The following is a 25,274-nucleotide window of genomic DNA, read 5'->3' as shown; positions in this document are numbered from 1 at the left end:
AAAAGTTTGTCATCTTAATTTCCTTTTAGAATGAGATGAAATCATATAAAACAAACTCTAATAAATATTACGAAGAAGAAGGGGTGTATAGATTGTCCCAATACGAAACACCATTGTTTACCACTTTAGTTGAGCACAGTAAGCGAAATCCAGTTCAATTCCATATTCCTGGTCATAAAAAAGGACAGGGCATGGATCCTACATTTCGCGAATTTATTGGGCATAATGCATTAGCAATTGATTTAATTAATATTGCGCCGCTCGATGATTTACATCATCCAAAAGGTATGATTAAAGAAGCACAGGATTTAGCAGCCGCTGCTTTCGGTGCAGATCATACGTTCTTTTCTATTCAAGGTACAAGTGGTGCAATTATGACAATGGTGATGAGCGTGTGCGGTCCTGGGGATAAAATCCTCGTGCCACGGAATGTGCATAAATCAGTAATGTCAGCTATTATTTTCTCAGGTGCAAAACCAATTTTCATGCATCCTGAGATTGATCCGAAGCTCGGTATTTCACATGGGATCACAATTCAATCTGTCAAAAAAGCTCTTGAAGAGCACTCAGATGCGAAAGGCTTACTTGTTATAAATCCAACATATTTTGGATTTGCTGCAGATTTAGAGCAGATTGTAGAATTAGCTCATTCTTACGATATTCCTGTACTTGTTGATGAAGCTCACGGTGTTCATATCCATTTTCATGATGAACTGCCGATGTCAGCTATGCAAGCAGGTGCAGATATGGCAGCAACAAGTGTTCACAAATTAGGAGGGTCTTTAACCCAAAGCTCTATTCTTAATGTAAAAGAGGGTCTTGTTAACGTAAAACATGTTCGATCCATTATTAGCATGCTTACAACTACATCAACTTCTTACATTTTGTTAGCATCTCTTGATGTTGCCAGAAAACGTCTTGCTACAGAAGGAACAGCTCTCATAGAACAAACAATACAATTAGCTGAACATGTTCGTGATGCTATAAATGTTATTGAGCATCTTTATTGTCCTGGAAAAGAGATGCTAGGTACAGATGCTACTTTTAACTATGATCCTACAAAGATAATTGTATCTGTAAAAGATTTAGGTATTACAGGCCATCAGGCTGAAGTATGGCTTAGAGAGCATTACAACATTGAAGTAGAACTCTCTGATTTATATAACATACTTTGTCTTATCACATTTGGAGATACAGAAAGTGAAACAGATACACTTATTACAGCATTACAAGATTTAGCAGCAACATACAGAAATAGAGCAGATAAAGGTGTTCAGGTACAAGTAGAAATACCAGAAATACCTGTGCTAGCACTTTCTCCTAGAGATGCTTTTTATTCAGAAACAGAAGTCATTCCATTTGAAAACGCAGCAGGTCGTATTATAGCTGATTTTGTTATGGTTTATCCGCCAGGGATTCCAATCTTTACTCCGGGGGAAATTATTACACAAGATAACTTAGAGTATATTCGTAAAAATTTAGAAGCTGGGTTACCTGTACAAGGTCCCGAAGATATGACATTACAAACATTACGTGTTATTAAAGAGTACAAGCCTATCAGTTGATAGGCTTTTCTTTCACCTTTTTTCTCTTTTTTTCATACGATACTAAAGAATTTGACATTCCCACCCCTAATGGGGCCAGCTGACTAACGTCAGTGGGACTCTTGCTATGAAAGGCGAAGTCCATTTCTGGTATCGCTGACGTACAAGATTACGGTGTGCCATCACCACACTCTCACAACAGACCGTATAGGTTCGTGAGCTACGGTACTATACCGTACAGATTCGTGTTCAGGTGTTTTAGCGCTTTGTTCTTGACGACACATATCATGCTTGAATTCGGCTATCAAACTCCATATGATATCTTTTATTCAAGGAACACATTGGCGTTTTAAAGACTTGTACTTGTCTATAGTTAACGTATACCAAAATATAAAGTGAAACTTTAATCAGTGGGGGTTTTGTTCCTCCCCCACTGATTATTAGTTGAACCAATCGGGCGTTTACGGGCAGCCCGACTCCCACCTAACTTCTTCGCTCCAGCCAAATTTCGAGGTGGGAGTCTTACTGCCCGTTAATGCGGGATAAATGTTTTTCTATGAAAAAGCGATACTTTCATCCTATGCTTAAAGGCGGACTAAAGTCCAATATGGGATTTCCCGTATCGCGAAATCTGTAACGTATAGGTGGGGATACCATTATGATTGTGATAGGCCGTTCTATTGTACACCCTTATATCACAAATGAATATGAGCCATTTGCAGCTGAAAAACAACAGATTTTATCCATAATGGCTGGAAATCAAGAAGTTCATTCCTTCCGAACAGCCGATGAACTCAGCTTTGATCTTAATTTACGAGTTAATATTATTACTTCCGCGCTAGAACTTTTTCAAAGTGGCTTTCAGTTTCGTACATTTCAACAATCTTTTTGCAACCCTCAGTTTTGGGAAAGAACATCACTTGGCGGATTTCAACTACTCCCAAACGTACCATCCTCTATTGCCATCCAAGATATTTTTAAAAACGGAAAACTATATGGAACTGAATGTGCCACCGCAATGATTATCATTTTTTACAAAGCATTACTATCATTATATGAGGAAAAAACTTTCAACCGTCTATTCGCAAACCTCTTACTTTATACATGGGACTACGATCGCGACTTAAAGCTCATAACAAAAACGAGTGGCGATATCGTTCCAGGTGACCTCGTTTACTTTAAAAACCCACAAGTTAATCCAGCTACGATTGAGTGGCAAGGAGAAAATACAATCTATCTAGGAAACTTCTTTTTTTACGGACATGGCGTAGGCGTAAAAACGAAAGAGGAAATTATTTATTCATTGAATGAAAGAAGGATTCCTTATGCTTTTATTTCAGCTTATTTAACCGATTTTATTACTCGTATTGATAGCCGTATGATGAGTCAATATGCCGCTCCTAACACGCCACAAACATCAATAGGATTTATTCCTATTAGAGATGATGCAATCGTTGCAACAGTCGGACATACAACTACAATCTATTAAAAAAACGCCTACATGTGTAGGCGTTTTTTCTTAATCATTAAGCTTTTGTATGTTCTGTATGGTCACATTCGCAATTCGATCCACATTTCCCATAAAGTACTGTTGATTTTTCATCTTCAAAATGTCCGATTGTTCCTTCACAAACTTGGCATACGATTGTTCCCATTTTCATTTCCCCCCTGGGTTTTAAGAATAATCTACTTATATATGATTAAGCTTTCGCATTGTCTCTACTAGCACAGTCACAATTCGAACCACATTTTCCATAAAGTACTGTCGTTTTCTCATCTTCAAAATGTCCGATTGTTCCTTCACAAACTTGGCATACGATTGTTCCCATTTTCATTTCCCCCCTGGGTTTTAAGAATAATCTACTTATATATGATTAAGCTTTCGCATTGTCTCTACTAGCACAGTCACAATTCGAACCACATTTTCCATAAAGTACTGTCGTTTTCTCATCTTCAAAATGTCCGATTGTTCCTTCACAAACTTGGCATACGATTGTTCCCATTTTTCATTTCCCCCTAAGTTTATGGTCCTAAAAACTTTTAGTTGTCCATTTCCTATCAATTATTGGGCTTTTGTATGTTCTGTGTGCTCACATCCGCAAGATCCACATTTCCCGTAAAGTACCGTTACTTTCTCATCCTCGAAGTGTGCAATTGTACTTTCACAATCTTGACATACGATTGTTCCCATTTTTCATTTCCCCCTAAGTTTATAATCCCAAAAACTTTTGTAACCGCTTAACTTTCTATCTTTATTTTAATATGTTATACTTTTTACGTCAATAGGTTTTTAGTATAACACATTAAATATTTAAAAATTAAATTAGTATGCGATATTAACACAAAAAAACAGCCGTATTCCATACATACGACTGTTTCTTGTTAATTATTCTTCATACTCCGCATGCAAAGAAGTAGACGGAACAAGAAATTTAAAAAACTGAGCTAATTCCTCCGCCTCCTCTTCCGATCCTAACTTAAAAGTTTCTTGTATATATGAAACATTTTCTACATCATCTCGCCCAAGCAAAGTAGATCTCCCTGTTTGCATACAAACAATAAGTGGCTTTCCAAAAAACATATTTGTATAAATAACTCCAAAATCATAACGTGTATCATGCGTCATAAATCCTAAAAATCGTACCTTCACACTTTCATGCTCATCATACAATTTTTCAAACATGAGTTTCCACCTTTCTAAATAACACTTCCTATTCATAATATATTAAACAAAAAAAGTAATACTCCTTTTAATTGTCAAAAAATTCAGTAGGATGTAGAATGATATTATTCTACTAAACTAGGGGGAAATTTGTATGCAACACGCCTTTATCACACTTGTACCTAAATCTAATCAACAATCTGTTTCAATAGAAGATGTAAAACACCTTTTTCATAACTATAAAACCGTTACTTCCAAGACTGGTGATCAAATTAATTATGCTTATACAAATACAGCTTTTCCTTATGAAATATTAGATACATCAGCAACAACATTAAAACTCCAATCAAGTCACGATCGATATGATTCTATTTATGTGGGGATTGGAATAGAAAAGGAACAATCTTTCATTCAGGTTTCTTTACCTACTACAGCAACATTTGGTGATAAAGGAAAAGCAAATGAATTTAGCCGTTTTCTAGCGAAGAAATTAGAAGGAGAGTTACAACTATTTAATGGAAGAACAATGTATTTCTATAAACGTTAATTTAAAAAAATAGAGAATAGAATTAAAAAGAGTATACAATTCGAACATGTAAGTAATAAAGCCTGCTTCCTTACGTGTAATAGAAAACATGCAATCACATATGCTAAATAAAGAAATACGAAAAAGAGTATTACTTTATAATGAAACTTATCACCATTCGATAATGTTAATACAACGGAAAAACCACTCCATAATAGAAAATGATAAAATATAACATGTAATATTTTCATGGAACCTTCTCCTTTGACATGCTCTATTTTATTAATATATGGGATTAAGTTTGAATCAATTACATATTATACAACGGCATATATTCTAACGATTCATTTAAAGTATTATATATTCATTCGACAAGTACATATAAAGACCTTGCAAGTCATTTTATGAAAATAAAAATAACCCATCTCTTTAAATAAGAGATGGGTTATTTACATTACTTAAATTATTTTACAATGTGAATTGGCATTCCAAGAGCAACTTCAGCTGCTTCCATTGTGATTTCACCTAATGTTGGGTGAGCATGGATTGTTTGAGCGATATCTTCAGCTGTCATTCCAGCTTCGATAGCTAAACCAATCTCAGAGATAATATCAGAAGCACCTGTACCTGCAACTTGTGCACCTACAAGAAGACCATCTTCTTTACGTGTTACAAGTTGTAAGAAACCGTCAGTGCTGTTTAATGATAACGCACGACCGTTTGCAGCGAATGGGAACTTAGATACAGCTACTGTCATTCCTGCTTCTTCAGCTTGTTTCTTAGTGTAACCAACAGATGCTAATTCTGGATCAGTGAAGCATACTGCAGGAATTCCGATGTAATCGATTGCTGATGCATGGCCACTAATTACTTCAACAGCTACTTTACCTTCGTAAGAAGCTTTGTGAGCTAATGGTGGTCCAGGAACGATATCACCGATTGCATAGATATTTGAAATATTTGTGCGGCATTGCTCATCGATTTCGATGATGCCACGGTCAGTCATTTTAATTCCAACTTGCTCAAGACCGATTTCTTGAGTGTTTGGACGACGACCTACAGTTACTAATACGTAATCTGCTTCTACAGTTTGGATTTCACCTTTAACTTCAAAGCTAACTTTTACGCCAGTTTCTGTTTCTTCAACGCCTTTAGCCATAGCTTTTGTATGGATATTTACGTTACCTTTTTTCTGTAGAGCACGTTTAACAACAGAGCTCATAGCTTTTTCGAAACCAGCTAAGATTTCGTCGCCAGCTTCTACTACAGTAACTTCTGTACCGAAGTTAGCATATGCAGTACCTAATTCCATACCGATGTAACCGCCGCCGATTACAACAAGTTTTTTAGGAATTTCAGGTAAGCTTAAAGCGCCTGTAGAGTTGATAACACGTTTAGAGTATTTGAATCCAGGAATTTCGATTGGTGTAGAACCAGTTGCAAGAACAGCATTTTTAAATGTATAAGTTTGTGCTGCATCTTCAGTCATTACGCGTAATGTGTTAGCATCTACGAAGTAAGCTTCACCGCGAATGATTTCAACTTTGTTACCTTTAAGAAGGCCTTCAACACCGCCAGTTAATTTCTTAACTACGCCGTTTTTCCATTCTTGAACTTTTGTAAAGTCAACTTTTACGTTCTCTGCAGTGATACCCATGTCATCAGAATGCATTGCATTCTCATAACGATGACCTGCATTGATTAACGCTTTTGAAGGAATACATCCAACGTTTAAGCATACGCCACCAAGGTTAGCTTTTTCAATAATCGCTACCTTTTGACCTAATTGTGCTGCACGAATTGCCGCAACGTATCCACCAGGACCTGCACCAACAACGACTGTATCTAATTCAATTGGGAAATCTCCTACTACCATTGTTATTACGCCTCCATTACTAATAATTGTGGGTCATTCAATAGACGTTTAATTTGGTTTAATGCTTTTTGAGCAGTTGCGCCGTCAATTAAACGATGGTCAAAGCTTAGAGATAATGCTAATACTGGAGCTGCAACGATTTCACCGTTTTTCACAACTGGTTTCTCAGCGATACGGCCGATACCAAGGATTGCTACTTCTGGGTGATTGATAACTGGAGTGAACCATTGTCCACCTGCAGAACCAATGTTTGTAATTGTGCAAGAAGCACCTTTCATTTCAGTTGGAGCTAAACGACCGTCACGTGCTTTACCAGCAAGTTCATTGATCTCGTTAGAAATAGTAAAGATAGATTTACGATCTGTATCTTTAACAACTGGTACTAATAGACCTTTGTCTGTATCAGCTGCGATACCGATGTTGAAGTAATGTTTATGAACGATTTCTTGAGAAGCATCGTCTAAAGCAGTATTCAACATTGGGAATTCACGTAATGCAGATGTTAAAGCTTTTACAACGTATGGAAGGTAAGTTAATTTAATACCTTTGTCAGCTGCAACAGCTTTGAACTTCTTACGGTGAGCAACAAGTTCTGTTACATCTACTTCGTCCATTAATGTTACGTGAGGAGCTGTATGCTTAGAGTTAACCATTGCTTTCGCAATCGCTTTACGGATACCACTCATTTTCTCACGAGTTTCTGGATATTCACCAGCTGGGATTGGTTGTGCTTTTGGTGCTTCTTCTTTCGCTGCTGCTGGAGTAGCTTCTACTGCTGCTGGAGCCTCAGTTGCTGCTACAGTTTGTCCACCATTTGCAAATGCATCGATGTCAGTTTTCACAACACGGCCGTTCTTACCAGAACCAGCTACTTTATGAATATCTACACCTTTTTCACGAGCATATTTACGAACAGATGGCATAGCAATTACACGCTCATTTACTACTTCTGCAGTTGCTGCTGGAGTAGTTTCCGCTGCTGGAGCTTCTACTGCTACTTCTTCAGCTTTTGGAGCTTCATCATGATCGTCACCTTTAAATTTAAGGTTTTCGTATCCAGGAGCATCAAATTTAATTAATGTATCTCCTACTATTGCAACTGTTCCTTCTTCTACAAGTACTTCAAGTACTTTACCTTTAACAGGAGAAGGGATTTCTACTACTGCTTTATCATTTTGCACTTCAAGAAGTACATCGTCTTCATTTACTTCATCGCCTGGTTTAATAAACCATTTTACGATTTCACCTTCGTGGATACCTTCACCGATATCTGGTAGTTTAAATTCAAATGCCACGGAATTCAGCCCCCTGATTCATTTCATTATTATGGAATATGTACAAAAGAAACCAGCATGTGCTGATTTCTTTTGCACATGAAAAACTAAAAATTAGAAGTTCATTACTTTATTAACAGCTTCAACAATATCTTTATGGTTTGGTAACCATACGCTCTCAGCTTGAGAGAATGGGAATACTGTATCAGCAGCTGCAACACGAACAACTGGTGCTTCTAAGTTTAAGATTGCACGGTCGTTAATTTCCGCTACAACGTTAGCTGCAATACCAGCTTGCTTTTGAGCTTCTTGAACTACAACTACGCGACCTGTTTTTTCAACAGAAGCGATGATTGTTTCGATATCTAATGGTTGAACTGTACGTAAGTCAACAACCTCTAAAGAGATACCTTCTTTTTCAAGTTCTTCAGCAGCTTTTAATGCAGCATGAACCATAGCACCATAAGCGATAACAGATACATCTGTACCTTCACGTTTGATATCAGCTTTACCTAAATCAATTGTGTAATCGCCTTCTGGTACATCTTGACGGAATGAACGGTACAATTTCATATGCTCTAAGTAGATAACTGGATCGTTGTCACGAATCGCAGAGATTAAAAGACCTTTTGCATCGTATGGAGTTGATGGAATAACAACTTTTAGACCAGGTTGTTGAGCCACTAATCCTTCTAAGCTATCAGCATGTAGTTCAGGAGTATGAACACCACCACCGAATGGAGAACGAATTGTTACTGGAGCAGTCCAACGTCCACCAGAACGGTAACGCATACGAGCTAATTGACCAGAAACTGAATCCATTACTTCATAAATGAAGCCGAAGAATTGGATTTCTGGAACTGGACGGAAGCCTTCAAGTGCAAGTCCAACTGCAAGTCCACCAATACCAGACTCTGCAAGTGGAGTATCCATTACACGATCTTCACCGAATTCAGCTTGTAAACCTTCAGTAGCACGGAATACTCCGCCGTTTACACCAACGTCTTCACCAAACACAAGTACGTTAGGATCATTTTTCATTTCAACGCGTAAAGCATCAGTGATTGCTTGAATCATTGTCATTTGAGCCATGGCTTACTTCGACTCCTTTTCTTTGTAAATTTCATATTGTTCAGCTAAGTTGTAAGGCATTTTTTCGTACATGATTTCCATTAAATCAGTAACTTTTTGTTTTGGAGCTTGGTCAGCCTTAGCAATTGCTTGTTTGATATCTTCTTTTGCTTCTTCGATTACTTTCTCTTCAACTTCTTGAGACCATAGGCCTTTGTTTTCTAAGAATGCACGGAAGCGTACGATTGGATCTTTTTGTTCCCATTCGTTTTCGATATCTTTTGTACGGTAACGAGTTGGGTCATCACCAGCCATTGTATGTGGACCATAACGGAATGTTAAAGTCTCAATTAAAGTAGGGCCTTCACCGTTTACTGCGCGCTCACGAGCGAATGCAGTTGCTGCGTATACAGCTAATGGATCCATACCGTCTACTTGAATTCCGTAAATACCTGCTGCTACTGCTTTTTGTGCTACAGTTTTAGCTGCAGATTGCTTTTCTACTGGAGTAGAGATTGCATAACGGTTATTTTGTACAACGAAGATTGCTGGAGCTTTGAATGCACCCGCAAAGTTCATACCTTCGTAGAAGTCACCTTGTGAAGCACCACCGTCACCAGTGTAAGTAATTGCAACAGATTTTTTACCACGTAATTTCATACCTAACGCAACACCAGCAGTTTGGATGATTTGCGCACCGATAATGATTTGTGGAGCAAGTGCATTTACATTCTCAGGCATTTGGTTACCCATGAAATGTCCACGAGAGAATAAGAATGCTTGATATAATGGTAGGCCGTGCCACACTAATTGTGGAACATCACGATATCCTGGTAAGATGAAATCTTCTGCTTCAAGTGCGAAATGACTTGCTAATTGAGAAGCCTCTTGTCCAGCAGTTGGTGCGTAGAAACCTAAACGTCCTTGACGGTTTAAAGAAATAGAACGTTGATCTAGTACGCGAGTATACACCATACGGCGCATTAGCTCTTTTAATTGATCGTCTGATAATTCAGGCATAGCTGCTTCATTCACAACTTCGCCTTTTTCATTTAAAATTTGTAATGTTTCAAATTGAGCTGCGATAGCTTTCATTTGCTCATCAACATTAAATAGGGTGTTTTTTGTTTTAGTACCCATTCCGTTCACCTCTTCCTCTCTTGAACCATATTCTGAAACGCTTTCACTATCTATTAGCTAGACTGAAAGCGCAACAATGTAAACCAACAAGTTTGTCTGTCGGTTGAGAATAATTTTGTGTACCTAACAATCTGTACTAATGTTTTTTCAAAAACATATTAATACAATCTTGATCACGTTTTTTAGTTTACAACTATTCTAATTACGATGTCAATTACTTTGAATACGTTTTTTTATAAATAATATGCAGGTTTCCTCTACACAAACATGTTTTTATTTTTCACATCTGTATTAGTAAGCAATAACCTACTGTTATATTATTCCCTTTTTAACTTATTTTTTCTCTTAGAATAATATGTAAACGATTTAATTCTCTTTAGTTTTTCTCTCTTCTCAATAAAATTATACAAACACTTCTTCCTTTTATAGGTAAATACCTATACATTTCTAATCATTCCTCCATACATTATAGTAACCGCAGTATTAGCGGGAAATGCTAAAGGAGGTCATCTCATGTACGGATACTCATATTGCTATCCAACAACTTGTTCATATCCTTCCTACGGTTATGGCGGTTCTTGTGGCGAATCTGGACGCGGCTTCGCCTTAATCGTTGTGTTGTTTATCCTTTTAATTATCGTTGGCGCTGCTTGCATTCGCTAATTAATGTAAAATGAAACAACTATGGAAAGAAACAGACGGCTTTGCCGTCTTTTCTTTTATTACATAACTTATCTATAGAAGATTTGTTTCCAAGTAGTTCTTCCTTACTTGCCGATGACTTTTTTTATCTCCTTTGGTAGACTAAAGAAGAAAGGAGAGATTACATATGCTTACAATGAATGAGGTAATTCGTGAAGGAAATCCTCTTTTGCGCGACGTCGCAAAAGAGGTCTCCTTACCTGCTAGTGAGGAAGATACAAATACTCTTAAAGAAATGATTGAATTTGTAATAAATAGCCAGGACACTGAAATGGCTGAAAAATATAATTTACGCCCCGGAATCGGATTAGCGGCTCCGCAAATCGGTATTTCAAAGAAAATGATTGCGGTTCATGTAACTGATACGAACGATACTTTATATAGCTACGCATTATTTAACCCAAAAATCATTAGTCATTCTGTTGAACGTACATATTTACAAAGTGGTGAAGGCTGTCTATCTGTAGACCGTGAAGTACCTGGTTATGTCCCTCGTTACACAAGAATTACAGTAAAGGCAACAACGATTAACGGTGAAGACGTAAAACTGCGATTAAAAGGTTTACCAGCAATTGTATTCCAACATGAAATCGACCATTTAAACGGTGTTATGTTCTATGACCATATTAATAAAGACAATCCATTTGTGGCTCCCGATGATTCAAAACCTCTCGAGCGATAATAGTAAAAAGGCGGAAGTTAACCTTCCGCCTTTTTATTATATGAAATGGGTTCCACACTTACTTATAACAAGCCCGCCCACTTTAATCCGTGATAAATACCGTCTTCATTAACATCTTTTGTCACATAATTAGCAAGTTTTTTCAAATCCTCATGACCATTCCCCATCACAATGCCCGTTCCTACTGCTTCAATCATTTCTAAATCATTTAATCCGTCCCCAAATGCATATACTTGTTCACGATTAAATCCTATTTTCTCAATAAACTTCTCAATCCCTTTTGCCTTAGAACCACCATTAGGAATAATATCCATTGAATATGCATGCCAGCGTATAAAATGAAAATCTGGATAATGATGAATAAACTTTTCTTCTTCGTTTACTTCACAAAAAAGAAGCGTTTGATAAATATCGCGTTTCTCATAAAAATCAGGTTCATATGCCGGATGCTCGAATTGTAAGCTTCCAAAACCTTCTTTTACATAATCATGATATTCCACTGACGCTCTCATTTCTTGATGGTCAAGATATACAAGTGGATATCCTTCTTGTTTTGCAAACTGAGTAAACTTATGTAGAGCATCAGGATGTAATGGATTATTAAATAATACCTCATCCTCAAATACAACATACTGTCCGTTAAAACTAACATAATTATGTATATTGAGTTCCTCACGAATATCTTCAAACATAAATGGCGCACGCCCTGTCGCAATCGCTACATGCACACCTTTTTCTTGTAAATCTCTTACTGCATCTCTTGTAGATTGCGGAATTTTTTTATCATGATTTAATAATGTTCCATCAATATCAAAAAAGACAATTTTATCATTCATTTGTCAAAATCCTTTCTGGCACTCTATATTCCTATTTTGATTATCACTTTTCAAATTTCAAAAAAAAGTATAACATATTAAACATCTGTGAAGAAAGCGTTCACTTTCTGACCTTATTTATGAAATGTGCATATACTATTAGTAAAAAAATGTGGATACTTGTTCGGATGAATTTTCTTTTCTATTCTTTCTCATACTATATCTATAACTAACGGCTACTAATCGTTACTACAGGATAACTTACACTATACTAAAAAGAACAAGATTCACTATTCACTTCTAATCTTCTTTCTTGTATGGGAGACGGAGTTATCATTAGTAATATGCATGTTTAAAATAAGGAAAGGAAGGAGTAATCATGCTGAAGAAGCTGAAGAAAAAGCTCAAGCGTTATTTAAACGATTTAGTCCGTAAGAAGACAATCGCTTAAATTGTGCCCATTTCGGGCTTTTTCTTCATTCCCATTCGAAAAAACATGAAAATCGTGACTGTTTGCTTTATAATAAGTAACAGATAATGCAAAACATAGACAAGGAGAGGTTTCCCCAATGATTTTTAAAGTATTTTATCAAGAAAAATTAACTGAGGTCCCAGTACGTGAAAATACAAAAGTTTTATATTTAGAGGCTACGTCTCAAAAGGATGTTCGTAAAAAATTACAAAAGTTCGCATATAATATCGAGTTCGTTCAGTCTGTTACTGGTGCTCATCTTGAATATGAAAAACAAAACGCTGATTTAATATTAGCGGAGATCGTATAGTCATATGAAATTCCTAAAAAATGATCAAGCTGCCGTTTTTGCCCTCGGTGGTCTTGGTGAAATCGGTAAAAATACATATGCTGTTCAATTTCAAGATGAAATTATTATAATTGACGCTGGAATTAAATTTCCAGAAGACGAACTCCTCGGGATCGATTATGTAATACCAGATTACACTTATTTTGTGCGAAACGAAGATAAAATTAAAGGGTTATTCATTACACATGGTCACGAAGATCATATCGGTGGAATTCCTTATCTATTACGTCAAGTGAACATTCCAATTTACGGCGGAAAATTAGCAATTGCCCTAATAAAAAACAAATTAGAAGAGCACGGATTACTTCGTAAAGCAAAACTTTATGAAATTCAAGAAGATGATGTTATTAAATTTAAAAAGACATCTGTTTCCTTCTTCCGTACAACTCACAGTATTCCGGATTCATACGGAGTTGTTGTGAAAACGCCTCAAGGACAAGTCGTTCATACAGGTGACTTTAAATTTGATTTCACACCAGTCGGCGAACCAGCAGATTTAACAAAAATGGCCGAAATCGGAAAAGACGGTGTACTTTGTCTCTTATCTGATAGTACAAACAGTGAAGTGCCAAACTTTACGATGTCTGAGCGCCGCGTTGGTGATAGTATTCAAGATATATTCCGCAAAGTAGACGGTCGTATTATATTCGCAACCTTTGCATCGAATATCCATCGCTTACAACAAGTTGTTGAGGCTGCTGTTGAAAACAATCGTAAAGTAGCTGTATTCGGTCGAAGTATGGAAGCAGCTATTGAAATCGGACAAAACCTTGGTTATATCCGGTGTCCAAAGGATACATTCATTGACACATCTCAGCTAAACCGCCTACCAGCTAATAAAGTTGTTATGTTATGTACAGGTAGTCAAGGGGAGCCGATGGCAGCACTTTCACGTATTGCCAATGGTACACATCGTCAAATTCAAATTATCCCTGGCGATACAGTTGTTTTCTCTTCTTCACCAATCCCAGGCAATACAATTAGTGTAAGTCGTATAATTAACATGTTGTACCGCGCTGGCGCTGATGTAATCCATGGTAAACTCTCAAATATTCATACGAGTGGACACGGTGGACAAGAAGAACAAAAGTTAATGCTACGTCTTATTAAGCCGAAATATTTCATGCCAATTCATGGTGAATATCGTATGCAACGTATGCATATGAAATTAGCGAATGATTGTGGTATTCCAGAAGAAAATTGTTTCATTATGGATAACGGGGATGTTCTCGCTTTACGTTCTGATGAAGCAAGCGTAGCTGGGAAAATCCCATCTGGCTCTGTCTATATCGATGGAAATGGTATTGGAGATATCGGTAATATCGTATTACGTGATCGTCGCATTCTTTCTGAAGAAGGACTCGTTATTGTAGTTGTAAGCATTGATATGAGAGAATTTAAAGTTGCAGCAGGACCTGATATCATCTCGCGTGGTTTCGTTTATATGCGTGAAAGCAGCGATTTAATCAACGATGCTCAAACATTAATTACAACACATTTAGAAAAAGTAATGGAGCGAAAAACAACACAATGGTCTGAAATTAAAAATGAGATTACAGACACATTGGCACCATTCCTATACGAAAAAACGAAACGTCGTCCAATGATTTTACCAATCATTATGGAAATATAAGAAAAAGGACAATGCCGAGGAGGCATTGTCCTTTTCTCTTATCTTAAAAAATGCTTAAAACGATCTACTTCATCGTCATGACCAATTACAATTAATATATCTCCCGCCTGAATGTTTTCTGTAGCTCGAGGAGATACGATAACTTCTTTCCCACGTTTAATTGCTACAATGTTCAAACCAAACTTCGCACGAATATCTAATTCAATTAAAGAGTGCCCATCAATTTTTTTATTTGCGATAATCTCTACAATACTATGCTCATCTGAAAGCTCTAGGTAATCTAACACATTACTTGATGCGATATTATTAGCAATCCTTTTTCCCATATCTCGTTCTGGATGCACAATATGATCTGCCCCTATTTTACTTAACACTTTTTCATGATAGTCATTTTGAGCTTTTACAGTAATATTTTTCACACCTAATTCTTTCAAAATTAACGTTGTTAAAATACTTGAATTCAAATTATCTCCAATAGCAACGACTACATGATCAAAATTACGAATACCAAGACTTTTTAATACCATCTCATCTGTTGAATCTGCAATTACAGCATGCGAAGCTATATTTGCAAACTCATTAATTTTATCCTCATCTGAGTCAATTGCCATTACTTCCATACCTAATTGAGCTAATTCACGGCAAATACTTCCACCAAAACGGCCAAGCCCAATAACAGCAAATTCTTTCTCTTTTTCGCCCACAGGAATTCCTCCAATAACATCAAGTACTATGTACTTTTATTGTAACATACTTTAAATTCGCTACAAAAACCTGTATATACTTCTTATTTTTGTTTTTGCATATAAAAATACTGTTGTAAATAAAACGCGATACCGAAAATTAACATACCAAATACAAATATATTTCCAAATGAACTAAATGTTTCAAAAACGAACAATAGCGTTTCTTGTCCGAAAAAAGCAAATAAAAGTTGTGTAAATGCGAATAACAGTGCCAATATGTAATGATGTTGATGGAATAAATAATGTGTTGCGCCTAAAAAAGCTACAAGCGAAACAATGAAGATCCACCAACTTTCTAAAAACAATTGCCAATTAGTAAATTGATATCCATTTACTAATATCGCAATAATTCCTATAACTGCCATCGTCGGCACACTCCATAATAATGCACGCCCTCTAAAGAAGCGCGCACCTTTTGCATCTCCTTTTTCATTTGCGATGTATGTTAGCACGACAGTACTTATATACAAAACAGAGAGGATTGTTAAAACAATGATAAGCCAAAAATGTAATTGATAATATTCATGTTCTATATTCGTCACAATTGCAGCTAACATACATGGAATAAACATCCCTGTCCAACCATCTATTTTTCTTTCGTTCCAAAACACCGTATTACCAATCCGAATTCCTAATAGCATAAAAATAATGATACCTAGTACAAATAACGTAGTCTTATTCCCTACTAAACTCGTTGAGAAAGCAATTAATCCAATAAATAAAAAAAGAACAAATCCATTCATAATTTCTAGTACAGGTGACAAATATCTTTTCACCCATTTGTATGTTTCTTCATATTCACTATTATTTGCTAAACGATAGGCGTAAAAACTTATCCCAAAATAAACCGCCGCAATAATAACATATGCATATAAGACGAAACATAAAATCGCACTGCTAATTTGCACGTAATTCCCCACCCTTTTTTCTATGTATCACATTGATTTTACACACTTTTCATACTAAAAGTAAACCTGTCTAAGGTAGTTAAATAATTATCTTACCTATTAGTACTAATTAATAATGAGCAGTGGCTAAAAACCCCTGCTCATTATTAAGACGTCAAATTTAACTCTACTCATTTGTATGAAGGTGTCTAACACTAACAAATACAAAAGATGTTTTCGTCTCGGAACTAAAAAATCCCCACTCTAAACTGTTGCACAATTGGCGAGTAAGTTCACTTTCTATTTCCCTTCCACTTCACATATTGATTTAAAAATACAATCGCTTTCTCAATAACCTCTTCGTCTGGTTTTAATTTCGCATGATGTAAACCATATTCTGAATTTACTCCAAGCCAAAACATAAATCCAGGTATCTCTCGAAGCATATAACCGAAGTCTTCACCTGTCATTGCCTCCGTACATGTAATTACGTCCATATTCGTTTGTTCACGTGTAAATTGCATAAACTCTCTCGTTAACTCTTCATGGTTATACACTTGATGATACATCGCTCCGTAGTCAATAACAGCTTCACATTGAAAGGAAGCTTCTATTCCCGCAACAATTGCCTCAATTCGACTTTTAACACGTTTCATTGATTCCACTGATAGCGTTCGAATTGTTCCTTCTAAACGAGACTTTTCTGCGATAATGTTTTGAACTGTACCACCTGTAATTTTCCCAATTGTAATTACCGCACTGTCAAGAGGATTCACATTACGACTAATAACTGATTGAAGTTGTGTAACGAGATGACTCGCTGCAACAATCATATCATTTGCTGTATGCGGATATGCAGCATGTCCACCTTTTCCTTTTAAATCAACGTATAACTCTGATGTATTCGCAAATAGTAAACCTTCTTTTGTCGCAATTGTTCCCACAGAGTATTCAGGCGCAATATGAAGTCCAAGAATCATATTAGGCTTCCATTCTTTTAACTCATCACTTTCTAACATAGGAAGTGCACCACCTGGACCTTCTTCAGCTGGTTGGAATATAAATACAAGATCATCATCTATTCTTTCGCTTACAGCCGCTGTTAGAAGGCCTAAACCGATTGTTGCATGCAAATCATGTCCACATGCATGCATCATTCCTTCATGGACAGAAGAGAACTCATATCCAGTTTCCTCTGTAATAGGTAGACCGTCTATATCTGCACGATAACCTATTATTTTTTCAGGATTTTTCCCATTTACTTTAACAATTACACCTGTTTTCCATGTTCTCACTTCCAAATATTCGTTAGGAAGCTTTCCTATATAATCTAAAATATACTGTTGTGTTTTCCACTCTTTAAATCCGATTTCCGGAATTTTATGTAAATCTCTACGAACTTGGACAAATTTGCTTACTGTCATTTTTGCACCTCTATCTATAAAAAGCGTAAGAGCACATTCATGCTCTTACGCTTTTTGTTTTTTATTTCTCTGGGTTTAATTGACGAAGCTCTTGTTTGATTTCAGTTTTTGCTTTTGTCTTCTCATCAATTTCTTTAATTACACGTGCCGGAGTTCCCGCAACAACTGTATATGGAGGCACATCTTCTGTTACAACAGCTCCTGCTGCTACAACTGCACCTTTACCTACTGTAACGCCTTCTAGAACAACTACATTTGCACCAATTACAACATCATCTTCAACGATAACTGGTTTTGCAGAAGGTGGCTCAATAACACCGGCAAGTACAGCACCTGCACCGACGTGACAATTTTTACCAACCGTTGCACGTCCACCAAGCACTGCGTTCATGTCGATCATAGTACCTTCACCAATTACAGCACCAATGTTAATTGTTGCATTCATCATGATAACAGCGTTGTCACCAATTTCTACATGGTCACGAATAATCGCGCCTGGCTCAATACGAGCTTTAATACCTTTTAAATCAAGCATTGGAATTGCAGAATTACGACGGTCGTTCTCAACTACATAGTCAACAATGTGCTTGTTATTTCCATCAAGAATTGTCTTAATTTCAGACCATTCTCCGAATAATACACCAGATTTTTTATTTACAAATGCTTGTACCGTTTCAGGGAATGTTATTTCTTTTAAATCCCCTTTTATGTATACCTTTACAGGAGTTTTCTTTTCACTGTTTTGAATAAACGAAATAATTTCGTTAGCGTCCATCATTTTCATTCTTGTTGCCTCCTAAATCCATTTATAATGTTACTCTACCAAACGATAGAGCGAGTAGCAAGACAATAATCTTATTTTTCCATTTGAATTTCTTCTATAATGTCTAAAAATGCTTGTACTTGCTTCAACTGCCTTGCCGAGTCACTCGTCAATAACCATGTTTCTCTCGTTAATTGAACAGGTGTTTTATACATATTTTCCTGCACTTCTTTTAAAACAGTAGAAGGTAAAAGAGCATAACCTATTCCATTTAAAACAAGCTGTTTGCACGTTTCAATTTGGTCAACTACAATCGTTCGCTTAGGTGGATTTGAAAATAATCCATACCACCAATTTTGTATTTGTCCATAGTAGGTCGAATCACTTTTAAATTGAATAAATGGTCTATTTGTCTCTTTTAACATCGAAATATCTTTTATTTCTTTATCAACTAAGTATAATTCATCTTCAAATAATTGTTGTTTCTGCCCTTTGTATTCTTGTGATCCTCTCAGTATAGCAACATGAACGTCTCCTTCATAAAATTGCTTTTGCACTTCACTACTCCAGCCAGTAAACAGAGATATCTTCACAGAAGGATACTTATGCACAAATTTTTTCAAAACAGGTGGAAGCCAATATTGCCCAATGACTGATGCAACAGCTATTTTTAACGTACCGTATGTTTCCGTTCTAAAAAGAGCCAGTTCACTTTTAATATCCTCTTCCCGTTGTAACATTTCTTTTGCATAATTTGCAACTTTTTCCCCTTCAGGTGTAATTGTTAATCCTTTTTGTGAACGAATAAAAAATTTCATTCCCCATTGTTTCTCCATAGATTGTAATCGTTGACTAAGCGCAGGTTGGGAAACAAATAAACGTTCCGCCGCTTTTCTCATATTTGATTCCTGAGCTAACACAACCATCATTTGAAAATCATCAATTTGCAACTTTCTCCCTCTTTCCTTAGCTTCCATACACCTAATTTTAATAAGCATTTCATCCTTAATTTAATTGCATACTTTTATACATTAGAACGGTTTGTTAGTTCAAACTTTTCTTATGCTTTATATCTTTTTAAATATAATACATACACAACTGATATGCACGAAAAAAAGTGACTTCGCCTTTTCAGTGAAGTCACTTTCCCTACGTTATCGATTATGCTGTCTCACTTTTTTATTCAATAATTTTAAAATAGCCCGGCGTGTTAAAATACCCTCGAAGTAACCTTCTTCATTGACAGCGCAAATAAAAGGATGATCAATTGTCATTTCTAAAGCTTTTGCAAAAGAATCTTCTAACATAAGAATTGGAATCTCTTCCTTCATCACTTGTTCCACTTTCATATTCTCAAGTCTTTCAAACTCAATGTGATCTAATCCTAAAATACCATCTAAAATCATAGCAGTACTAATTAACCCATGTAATTTATACATAGGGTCTAAAACAGGAATCGCCGAATATCCAGATTTCACAAGAACGAGTAAAGCATGTTCTAAACCATTCCCTATTTGGACATGTGCTACTTTTTCTGATGAAATCATTAAATCCTTCACAAGAATTTGTTGAAACTCATCTTTCGGAATACTAATCATGTTACATCCCCCATTTCCCTTGCTTATATTCTCCAATCCTACTCACATTTTATGATAGCGTTTTCATATTATTATTTTGTCCTAACATTCTTCTAATAAAAATAAAGATACACAGCTATTTTAGCATAGAACATAAAAAAAAGACTACCATTCCGGTAGTGCTTAATACCCTTTATTTTTTAATCGGTAAAACAATCTTGTGATTTTTTTATATTGCGTCACATCTGTCTGTTTTAAACCATTCTCAATGTCTGTAAGCTCCACTGCTAAAATTTCGCTCGCGTAATTTTGCTGAAACAGAATATCCAACAATAAATTTTCTTCTTCTCTTGTTAAAACAAATTCCTTTTCCATATGCTCCTCTCCTTGCACTCTCATTATATAAATTTTTCAGCTCATTCAGTAGATGTAATATTCAGTTTTCGTCAAGGATACTTAACGACTGCGAATATATAGACATCATTTCACATTATTTCGTATATCTGTTCGCATAACTAAATGCCGCATAAGCATCTGGTTTAATTTTTGCTGTTAATCCCATTGCTTGAATTTTCATCGTCATATCTAAAATAAATTCTTTTGTTAAACCATCATTCCCGATATCTAAATGAATTTCCATTATGAATCCTGCTCCATCTTGAGCGTATGGGTGCAATAAATCCCATATTGCTTGTATATGATTTGGAGTAAATAGATAGGCGATTTCTTGACTAAACTGTGTTTCTAAATATATTTTCTCTCGCAACGTTGCTGGCTTATTTTTCACTGATTTATGATGCAAACATCCCCATGCTCCTTTTCCAACCCGATGAATATGTATCGCTGTAATAAACCTCGTATCCTTTTGATGTGCTTGTGAGTCTGTCCCAATAGATAATCGATATAAATTTCGTGGATCCTTTTCAATGAAACTACAAATACGGTTAAATACCATATCAAAATTCAAATGTCTCTCTGAAACATTATAAAATGTATGCTCACCGTCCACATAGTCACGTCCTTTCAATTAGACAGACTTTTCGTATTCTCATTGTATGGGACAAAAATAAAAATTATAACTTACTACCCTTTATTCGTTTCAATATTTCGAATTACATAATTACAAAACCTACATGTATAAATTACATTTTGATTAGACTGGGCGGTTAATACATGATTAATTTCAGCATGACTGTGACAATTAGGACAAATAACAATCGGTAAGCGTTCCATCCTTTGCACCTCCTATTAATATTTACTATCATTGTAGGAAAAATAAAAAATTCCTATACATATACATTCAAAACCTTTTATTTAATCGCGACTTAAATTGCAACTTCTACTACCTGTATAGCCCATTAATTAATATAACTAAAAAAGGTACCGCCATTTGGCAGTACCTTTTTTATATGTATCAATTAATGATATCATAAATCTCAATTGCAACCATATCGATGTTATCGAATTGATACACTTGAGGTTTTTCACCTTGTTGATACACTTCTAATTCATACATTTCACTTTTATCGAAAAATTTCACGCTACATTTGCGCTCACCGTTCACTTCAAAATAGCGTTGTGCTACTTCACCGCTTTCAGCTTGTTCTTGTAGACTAACAAGTCGAGTTAAAATTCCTTGGAGTAGAGACATGAAATCTCTCCTTTCTCTGATCTTCCTACCAATAGGTTTTACAGCTATACTCATTCTATCCGTCATAACAGAAAAAACGTTCCACAATCTAGGATAAAGGTTCTTGGCCAGAAACTCAACTAAAATTTGTCGAAATACGAAGTAAAAAGATGAAAGAGCATCTTTTTACTTCTTTATTGCGCTTTTTATACTGGCAGAATATAATAAAAAACAGAAAAAGGGAGGAATTACAATGAAAAAAATTGAGGTTTATACACAACCTGATTGTCCGCCTTGTACCATTGTGAAAGAATTTTTAAAACATAATAACGTTGTATATGAAGAATTTGACGTAAAAAAAGACGCTGCTGCACGCAATCGTCTTTTATATGACTATGAGTCCTATTCAACTCCAACAGTTGTAATTGACGGAGAAGTTGTCGCAGGTTTTCAAATTGAAAAATTACAACAGCTACTCGGTATAGAATAGGAATAGGGGAGACCTATCCCTATTCTCATAATTGTTGTAACCTTTTTATTTCAGTCAACAGTTCCTGACTTTCATGATACCCTGCTAGTTTCCATTTTCCATTATCCTTTTGCAATGTCACAATTTGATATTGTCCACTCTTTGCCCGCTCGTAGACATATAAATTTTTATGTTCTTCATCATAAGACATTTTTGTTTCTGAATTAAAGGAAAACGGAGCTTCTTTTGCTGGAAGTAAATATTCACCACTTTGTTTTTCATTTCTACTGTTTTCATCTGTAAAAACTTGAAGGAAATTATTTGTAAAATATGGTGATAACGTCTCTATCATCTTATTCATAGATATTTGCTTCCCGCGAATTGAAAATTGCGTCTCATAACCTTTTTGTATCGTTGTAAACACTTCTTTCCGATCCACTTTCACTTCTTCTTTTCCTAAAACAGTTGTGACACTATAGCCAACTAGAAAGGCAACACATATAAATAGAACAAACCATATTCCATATTTCTTCATTTTTTCACCTTCCTTTTAAAAGAGCTTGTCTTTGTAGTATTCATTGTAACAATGATTATGCAAAGAAAGGGATGATTTCGTTCGTAAAATCTTTACAACGATAGACAGCATTTTCATCATCATTTTCACTATTACCAATTTATGATAAAAACAAACAAAAAAAATGCACGAATCTCTTCGCGCATTAAAATAAAACATCTTCCTCATATAAATATTCATACGATAAATCTATAAATAAAAAGTTTTCATCATCAATTGGGAATGAAAATGTTCGTACCATTTCACCAGTTTCGATATCAGCATATAAATCTGAAAGTCTTGCCTTATTCTCAAAACGCATTTTCATTATATTTTCTAGAAAATACGGGCGCCAACTCCAGTTCTTCATATAATACTCTGGCATAATGATCCATTCACCATCTTTTTTCATAACATTACCAGATTGTTGGAAACCATCTTCATTACAAATAAATATCCGAAAACTATATTGTGATATGCTTTGGCTAAATTGTAATAACCAATCATTTATATCTTCATTCTTTTTTTGTTTTGACAGAACATCACCAATTCGATCACGTAACATCTCTGTTAAATTATAAATTTTTTGCAACTTCTTCTTCTCATGCAGAATAAATTGATGACATTCATTACCAAGTCGCTCTTTTAAAACATTCGTTTCAATAAAATCAGGTAAACATTCTTTCAAATAATTACCTTGATAATATCTACCACCGTTTTTCCAAGCATATTGTAGTTGATAAAAAGCATCAATTTCTTCATATAACAATGTCGCACCAATTCTTCTAGCAAGTAAAGATAAGGAATATAAAATATCTTGATAAGATTGTAAAAGTGCAGTTTGCCTTAAATTTGTTAAATCTACTTTTAAAATATCCGGTGCTAACACGCTAATACGCTCTAAATTACTTGTACCCGTTCCGACTTTATTAATCGAAATTTGAATACCATATGTACGATAATACATCAGTAAATGATTAAATTGTTCTATATCTTCTTTACATTCATGTTCTGTTATTTCTAGAACAATGCGTTGTAAGTTCAAACCTTGTTCTTCATACATCAGCAAAAGTTGAAGTAAACTTTCATCTTCATCATTCATTAATACATTAGCATTCCGATGTATAAATAATAATAATTTTTGATCCGTTTCTAAATACCTATTTAACGCTTTTTCTACAATGATGTTATCCGCTTCAAGTTGGAACTCACTCGGAATAGAATCATCATGGAAGAAAGATGCTAAACTTTGTATGCCCTCTTCTGTTTGAATACGTCCTACAACTTCATATCCAATTACTGTATGCTCATCAGCACTAAAAATAGCTTGATAATAAGGAAGGACTTTATCCAAGTTACTCATTACATCTAATGCATCTATCAACGTGCTTCCCTCCCTTTACTTTTCAAAAATTATAACACGATATTTACGGAAAAATAATAAAAAATCCCTTCAGTTTTCCTGAAGGGATTAGAGGGGTAAAATGCTAAGGGGAATTAGCAATTCTACTATGAAGAAAAAAGAGGTCTTAAATATAACGTATATATTCCCCTTTGTAAACACATTTCTCTCACATGTCACAACTTCGTCACATTTCACCAAAGAAAAAATAATAAATCATTCATTTTCCATCCCTTTTAAAATGGATATTGGTGCAAATGCTGGCCACCATCCATTGTCATACAAGTTCCATTTATGTATGCAGCTTCATCTGAACATAAATAATAAGCTAGACCCGCAATTTCTTCTGGTGTCCCCAGCCTACCAAGTGGGACACTTTGTATTGTTCGCTTAGCCATTTCTTCTGAAATCCATAATTTATCGGCACCACCTGTACGTTCAATTGGTCCTGGTGCGATAGCGTTAACTCGTATCCCATATTTACGTCCCCACTCAACAGCAAGCGTTTTTGTCATTGCTAATACTCCAGCCTTTGCTGCAGCTGAATGAATGACCCCTGGACCTGCATCCCATGCATATGTTGCCACCATGTTAATGATATTTCCTTTTATACCTTTCTCAATCCAATATTTCCCGACAGCTTGGCTGCAATAGAATGTCCCATTTAATACAATATTAATGACCGAATTCCAGCCATTCACAGACAATTCCTCTGCTGGACAAATAAAGTTTCCGGCTGCATTATTTATTAAAATATCAATTCGTCCAAACTTCTCATCAATATGTTCAATCATTTTTTGAATATCATCAGTATTTCGTACATCCATTTGTACAGGTAATACTTGCCCTGGAAACTGTTCAATTTCTAACTTTGCTTCTTCTAGCTTTTCTTTTGTACGCCCTGTAATAACAACTCGTGCCCCTTCTTTTGCAAAACGAGTCGCCATCCCTTTTCCCATTCCACTTGATCCACCTGTTATAATAACTACCTTCTCTTTCACATACATCCCCTCCAAAAAATGAATACACATTCATTTTATCACTTTATTTGATAGAAATCTTTATATTTTTCAACTT

The 25,274-nt window shown here is 35.6% G+C and carries 32 protein-coding genes; 8 read left to right on the top strand and 24 right to left on the bottom strand.

The genetic code is table 11. From position 1 onward, the window contains the following. Positions 1-92 precede the first annotated feature (92 nt). Together speA and ACE38F_RS09165 are read left to right on the top strand one after the other, a co-directional pair. Complete coding sequence (gene speA, locus ACE38F_RS09170; protein WP_002146002.1) at positions 93-1,565, top strand: arginine decarboxylase; 1,473 nt, start codon at positions 93-95, stop codon at positions 1,563-1,565. Between the two features lie 637 nt (positions 1,566-2,202). Continuing rightward, complete coding sequence (locus ACE38F_RS09165) at positions 2,203-3,033, top strand: protein-glutamine gamma-glutamyltransferase (RefSeq protein ID WP_002111495.1); 831 nt, start codon at positions 2,203-2,205, stop codon at positions 3,031-3,033. A gap of 37 nt (positions 3,034-3,070) precedes the next feature. On the opposite strand, the gene ACE38F_RS09160 is transcribed toward ACE38F_RS09165, so the two are convergent. From ACE38F_RS09160 to ACE38F_RS09140, 5 genes are all read right to left on the bottom strand, one after another. Then, entirely contained in the window at positions 3,071-3,199 is a 129-nt protein-coding gene (locus ACE38F_RS09160) for a GapA-binding peptide SR1P (protein WP_375369449.1), read from the bottom strand. A gap of 45 nt (positions 3,200-3,244) precedes the next feature. Continuing rightward, complete coding sequence (locus ACE38F_RS09155) at positions 3,245-3,373, bottom strand: GapA-binding peptide SR1P (RefSeq protein ID WP_002033839.1); 129 nt, start codon at positions 3,371-3,373, stop codon at positions 3,245-3,247. A gap of 45 nt (positions 3,374-3,418) precedes the next feature. Continuing rightward, the gene (locus ACE38F_RS09150; RefSeq protein WP_002033839.1) at positions 3,419-3,547 is read right to left on the bottom strand and encodes a GapA-binding peptide SR1P; all 129 of its coding nucleotides are present in this window, start codon (positions 3,545-3,547) and stop codon (positions 3,419-3,421) included. Between the two features lie 59 nt (positions 3,548-3,606). Continuing rightward, positions 3,607-3,735 (bottom strand): GapA-binding peptide SR1P, encoded by a 129-nt coding sequence (locus ACE38F_RS09145; protein ID WP_341305977.1) that lies wholly within the window; start codon positions 3,733-3,735, stop codon positions 3,607-3,609. A gap of 195 nt (positions 3,736-3,930) precedes the next feature. After that, positions 3,931-4,227, bottom strand: a complete 297-nt coding sequence (locus ACE38F_RS09140) for a DUF3055 domain-containing protein (protein ID WP_215554020.1) — start codon at positions 4,225-4,227, stop codon at positions 3,931-3,933. 133 nt (positions 4,228-4,360) lie between these two features. Here ACE38F_RS09140 and ACE38F_RS09135 point away from each other — a divergent pair, with 133 nt between their 5' ends. Continuing rightward, complete coding sequence (locus ACE38F_RS09135; RefSeq protein ID WP_002014853.1) at positions 4,361-4,753, top strand: DUF1885 family protein; 393 nt, start codon at positions 4,361-4,363, stop codon at positions 4,751-4,753. Here the strand turns inward: ACE38F_RS09135 and ACE38F_RS09130 are convergent. From ACE38F_RS09130 to pdhA, 5 genes are all read right to left on the bottom strand, one after another. Beyond that, on the bottom strand, positions 4,750-4,983 hold the full coding sequence (locus ACE38F_RS09130) for a hypothetical protein (protein WP_215554021.1): 234 nt from the start codon (positions 4,981-4,983) through the stop codon (positions 4,750-4,752). The genes ACE38F_RS09135 and ACE38F_RS09130 overlap by 4 nt on opposite strands. Positions 4,984-5,195: 212 nt before the next feature. Beyond that, complete coding sequence (gene lpdA / locus ACE38F_RS09125) at positions 5,196-6,608, bottom strand: dihydrolipoyl dehydrogenase (protein ID WP_002145997.1); 1,413 nt, start codon at positions 6,606-6,608, stop codon at positions 5,196-5,198. A gap of 5 nt (positions 6,609-6,613) precedes the next feature. Next, a complete protein-coding gene (gene pdhC, locus ACE38F_RS09120; protein ID WP_078181369.1) occupies positions 6,614-7,903 on the bottom strand; it encodes a pyruvate dehydrogenase complex dihydrolipoyllysine-residue acetyltransferase in 1,290 nt (429 codons plus the stop codon). A gap of 93 nt (positions 7,904-7,996) precedes the next feature. Next, positions 7,997-8,974, bottom strand: coding sequence for a pyruvate dehydrogenase complex E1 component subunit beta (pdhB, locus tag ACE38F_RS09115; protein ID WP_000068162.1), 978 nt, complete (start codon positions 8,972-8,974; stop codon positions 7,997-7,999). Between the two features lie 3 nt (positions 8,975-8,977). Beyond that, positions 8,978-10,093, bottom strand: a complete 1,116-nt coding sequence (gene pdhA / locus ACE38F_RS09110) for a pyruvate dehydrogenase E1 component subunit alpha (RefSeq protein WP_002160676.1) — start codon at positions 10,091-10,093, stop codon at positions 8,978-8,980. Between the two features lie 513 nt (positions 10,094-10,606). Here pdhA and ACE38F_RS09105 point away from each other — a divergent pair. Together ACE38F_RS09105 and def are read left to right on the top strand one after the other, a co-directional pair. Beyond that, entirely contained in the window at positions 10,607-10,756 is a 150-nt protein-coding gene (locus tag ACE38F_RS09105) for a YjcZ family sporulation protein (RefSeq protein WP_002160675.1), read from the top strand. Between the two features lie 166 nt (positions 10,757-10,922). After that, complete coding sequence (gene def / locus ACE38F_RS09100; RefSeq protein ID WP_375369450.1) at positions 10,923-11,477, top strand: peptide deformylase; 555 nt, start codon at positions 10,923-10,925, stop codon at positions 11,475-11,477. Positions 11,478-11,539: 62 nt separating this feature from the next. Here def and ACE38F_RS09095 read toward each other — a convergent pair whose 3' ends face one another. Beyond that, positions 11,540-12,313, bottom strand: coding sequence for a Cof-type HAD-IIB family hydrolase (locus tag ACE38F_RS09095; RefSeq protein WP_197219407.1), 774 nt, complete (start codon positions 12,311-12,313; stop codon positions 11,540-11,542). Positions 12,314-12,861: 548 nt separating this feature from the next. Here ACE38F_RS09095 and ACE38F_RS09090 point away from each other — a divergent pair. After that, a complete protein-coding gene (locus ACE38F_RS09090; protein ID WP_000576437.1) occupies positions 12,862-13,074 on the top strand; it encodes a DNA-dependent RNA polymerase subunit epsilon in 213 nt (70 codons plus the stop codon). 4 nt (positions 13,075-13,078) lie between these two features. Further along, entirely contained in the window at positions 13,079-14,746 is a 1,668-nt protein-coding gene (gene rnjA, locus ACE38F_RS09085) for a ribonuclease J1 (protein ID WP_375369451.1), read from the top strand. A gap of 38 nt (positions 14,747-14,784) precedes the next feature. On the opposite strand, the gene ACE38F_RS09080 is transcribed toward rnjA, so the two are convergent. The 10 genes from ACE38F_RS09080 to ACE38F_RS09035 form a co-directional block, all read right to left on the bottom strand. Beyond that, the gene (locus ACE38F_RS09080; RefSeq protein WP_000504032.1) at positions 14,785-15,450 is read right to left on the bottom strand and encodes a potassium channel family protein; all 666 of its coding nucleotides are present in this window, start codon (positions 15,448-15,450) and stop codon (positions 14,785-14,787) included. Between the two features lie 83 nt (positions 15,451-15,533). Then, entirely contained in the window at positions 15,534-16,400 is an 867-nt protein-coding gene (locus ACE38F_RS09075; protein ID WP_341305973.1) for a cytochrome C oxidase assembly protein, read from the bottom strand. A 272-nt stretch (positions 16,401-16,672) separates the two neighbouring features. Continuing rightward, a complete protein-coding gene (locus ACE38F_RS09070; RefSeq protein WP_215554025.1) occupies positions 16,673-17,803 on the bottom strand; it encodes an N-acetyldiaminopimelate deacetylase in 1,131 nt (376 codons plus the stop codon). Between the two features lie 61 nt (positions 17,804-17,864). Then, positions 17,865-18,587, bottom strand: coding sequence for a 2,3,4,5-tetrahydropyridine-2,6-dicarboxylate N-acetyltransferase (gene dapD, locus ACE38F_RS09065; RefSeq protein WP_375369452.1), 723 nt, complete (start codon positions 18,585-18,587; stop codon positions 17,865-17,867). A 71-nt stretch (positions 18,588-18,658) separates the two neighbouring features. Continuing rightward, positions 18,659-19,543 (bottom strand): LysR family transcriptional regulator, encoded by an 885-nt coding sequence (locus ACE38F_RS09060; RefSeq protein ID WP_215554026.1) that lies wholly within the window; start codon positions 19,541-19,543, stop codon positions 18,659-18,661. A gap of 177 nt (positions 19,544-19,720) precedes the next feature. Then, complete coding sequence (cbpB, locus tag ACE38F_RS09055) at positions 19,721-20,164, bottom strand: cyclic-di-AMP-binding protein CbpB (protein WP_215554027.1); 444 nt, start codon at positions 20,162-20,164, stop codon at positions 19,721-19,723. A 162-nt stretch (positions 20,165-20,326) separates the two neighbouring features. Next, complete coding sequence (abbA, locus tag ACE38F_RS09050; RefSeq protein ID WP_002145987.1) at positions 20,327-20,518, bottom strand: antirepressor AbbA; 192 nt, start codon at positions 20,516-20,518, stop codon at positions 20,327-20,329. 115 nt (positions 20,519-20,633) lie between these two features. Beyond that, a complete protein-coding gene (locus ACE38F_RS09045) occupies positions 20,634-21,152 on the bottom strand; it encodes a ribonuclease H-like YkuK family protein (protein ID WP_002033829.1) in 519 nt (172 codons plus the stop codon). Positions 21,153-21,226: 74 nt separating this feature from the next. Continuing rightward, the gene (locus tag ACE38F_RS09040; protein WP_002033828.1) at positions 21,227-21,376 is read right to left on the bottom strand and encodes a hypothetical protein; all 150 of its coding nucleotides are present in this window, start codon (positions 21,374-21,376) and stop codon (positions 21,227-21,229) included. Between the two features lie 181 nt (positions 21,377-21,557). Then, on the bottom strand, positions 21,558-21,794 hold the full coding sequence (locus tag ACE38F_RS09035; protein WP_002111509.1) for a YkuJ family protein: 237 nt from the start codon (positions 21,792-21,794) through the stop codon (positions 21,558-21,560). Between the two features lie 232 nt (positions 21,795-22,026). Between ACE38F_RS09035 and ACE38F_RS09030 the strand changes: the two genes are divergently transcribed. Next, positions 22,027-22,263, top strand: coding sequence for a glutaredoxin family protein (locus ACE38F_RS09030; RefSeq protein ID WP_002111510.1), 237 nt, complete (start codon positions 22,027-22,029; stop codon positions 22,261-22,263). Positions 22,264-22,288: 25 nt separating this feature from the next. On the opposite strand, the gene ACE38F_RS09025 is transcribed toward ACE38F_RS09030, so the two are convergent. From ACE38F_RS09025 to fadH, 3 genes are all read right to left on the bottom strand, one after another. Beyond that, positions 22,289-22,777 carry a DUF3993 domain-containing protein gene (locus ACE38F_RS09025; protein WP_002111512.1) on the bottom strand — a complete coding sequence of 163 codons (489 nt, stop codon included), beginning with the start codon at positions 22,775-22,777 and terminating at the stop codon, positions 22,289-22,291. A gap of 184 nt (positions 22,778-22,961) precedes the next feature. Then, positions 22,962-24,179, bottom strand: a complete 1,218-nt coding sequence (locus tag ACE38F_RS09020) for an EAL domain-containing protein (protein ID WP_215554028.1) — start codon at positions 24,177-24,179, stop codon at positions 22,962-22,964. 254 nt (positions 24,180-24,433) lie between these two features. After that, the gene (gene fadH, locus ACE38F_RS09015; RefSeq protein ID WP_098779347.1) at positions 24,434-25,198 is read right to left on the bottom strand and encodes a 2,4-dienoyl-CoA reductase; all 765 of its coding nucleotides are present in this window, start codon (positions 25,196-25,198) and stop codon (positions 24,434-24,436) included. Positions 25,199-25,274: the final 76 nt, after the last annotated feature.

It is taken from the genome of Bacillus altaicus (genome assembly GCF_042136375.2).
GTDB lineage: Bacteria > Bacillota > Bacilli > Bacillales > Bacillaceae_G > Bacillus_A > Bacillus_A cereus_U.
Note: the sequence above shows the minus strand (reverse complement) of the source record. Positions and strands in the feature narration are given on the sequence as shown.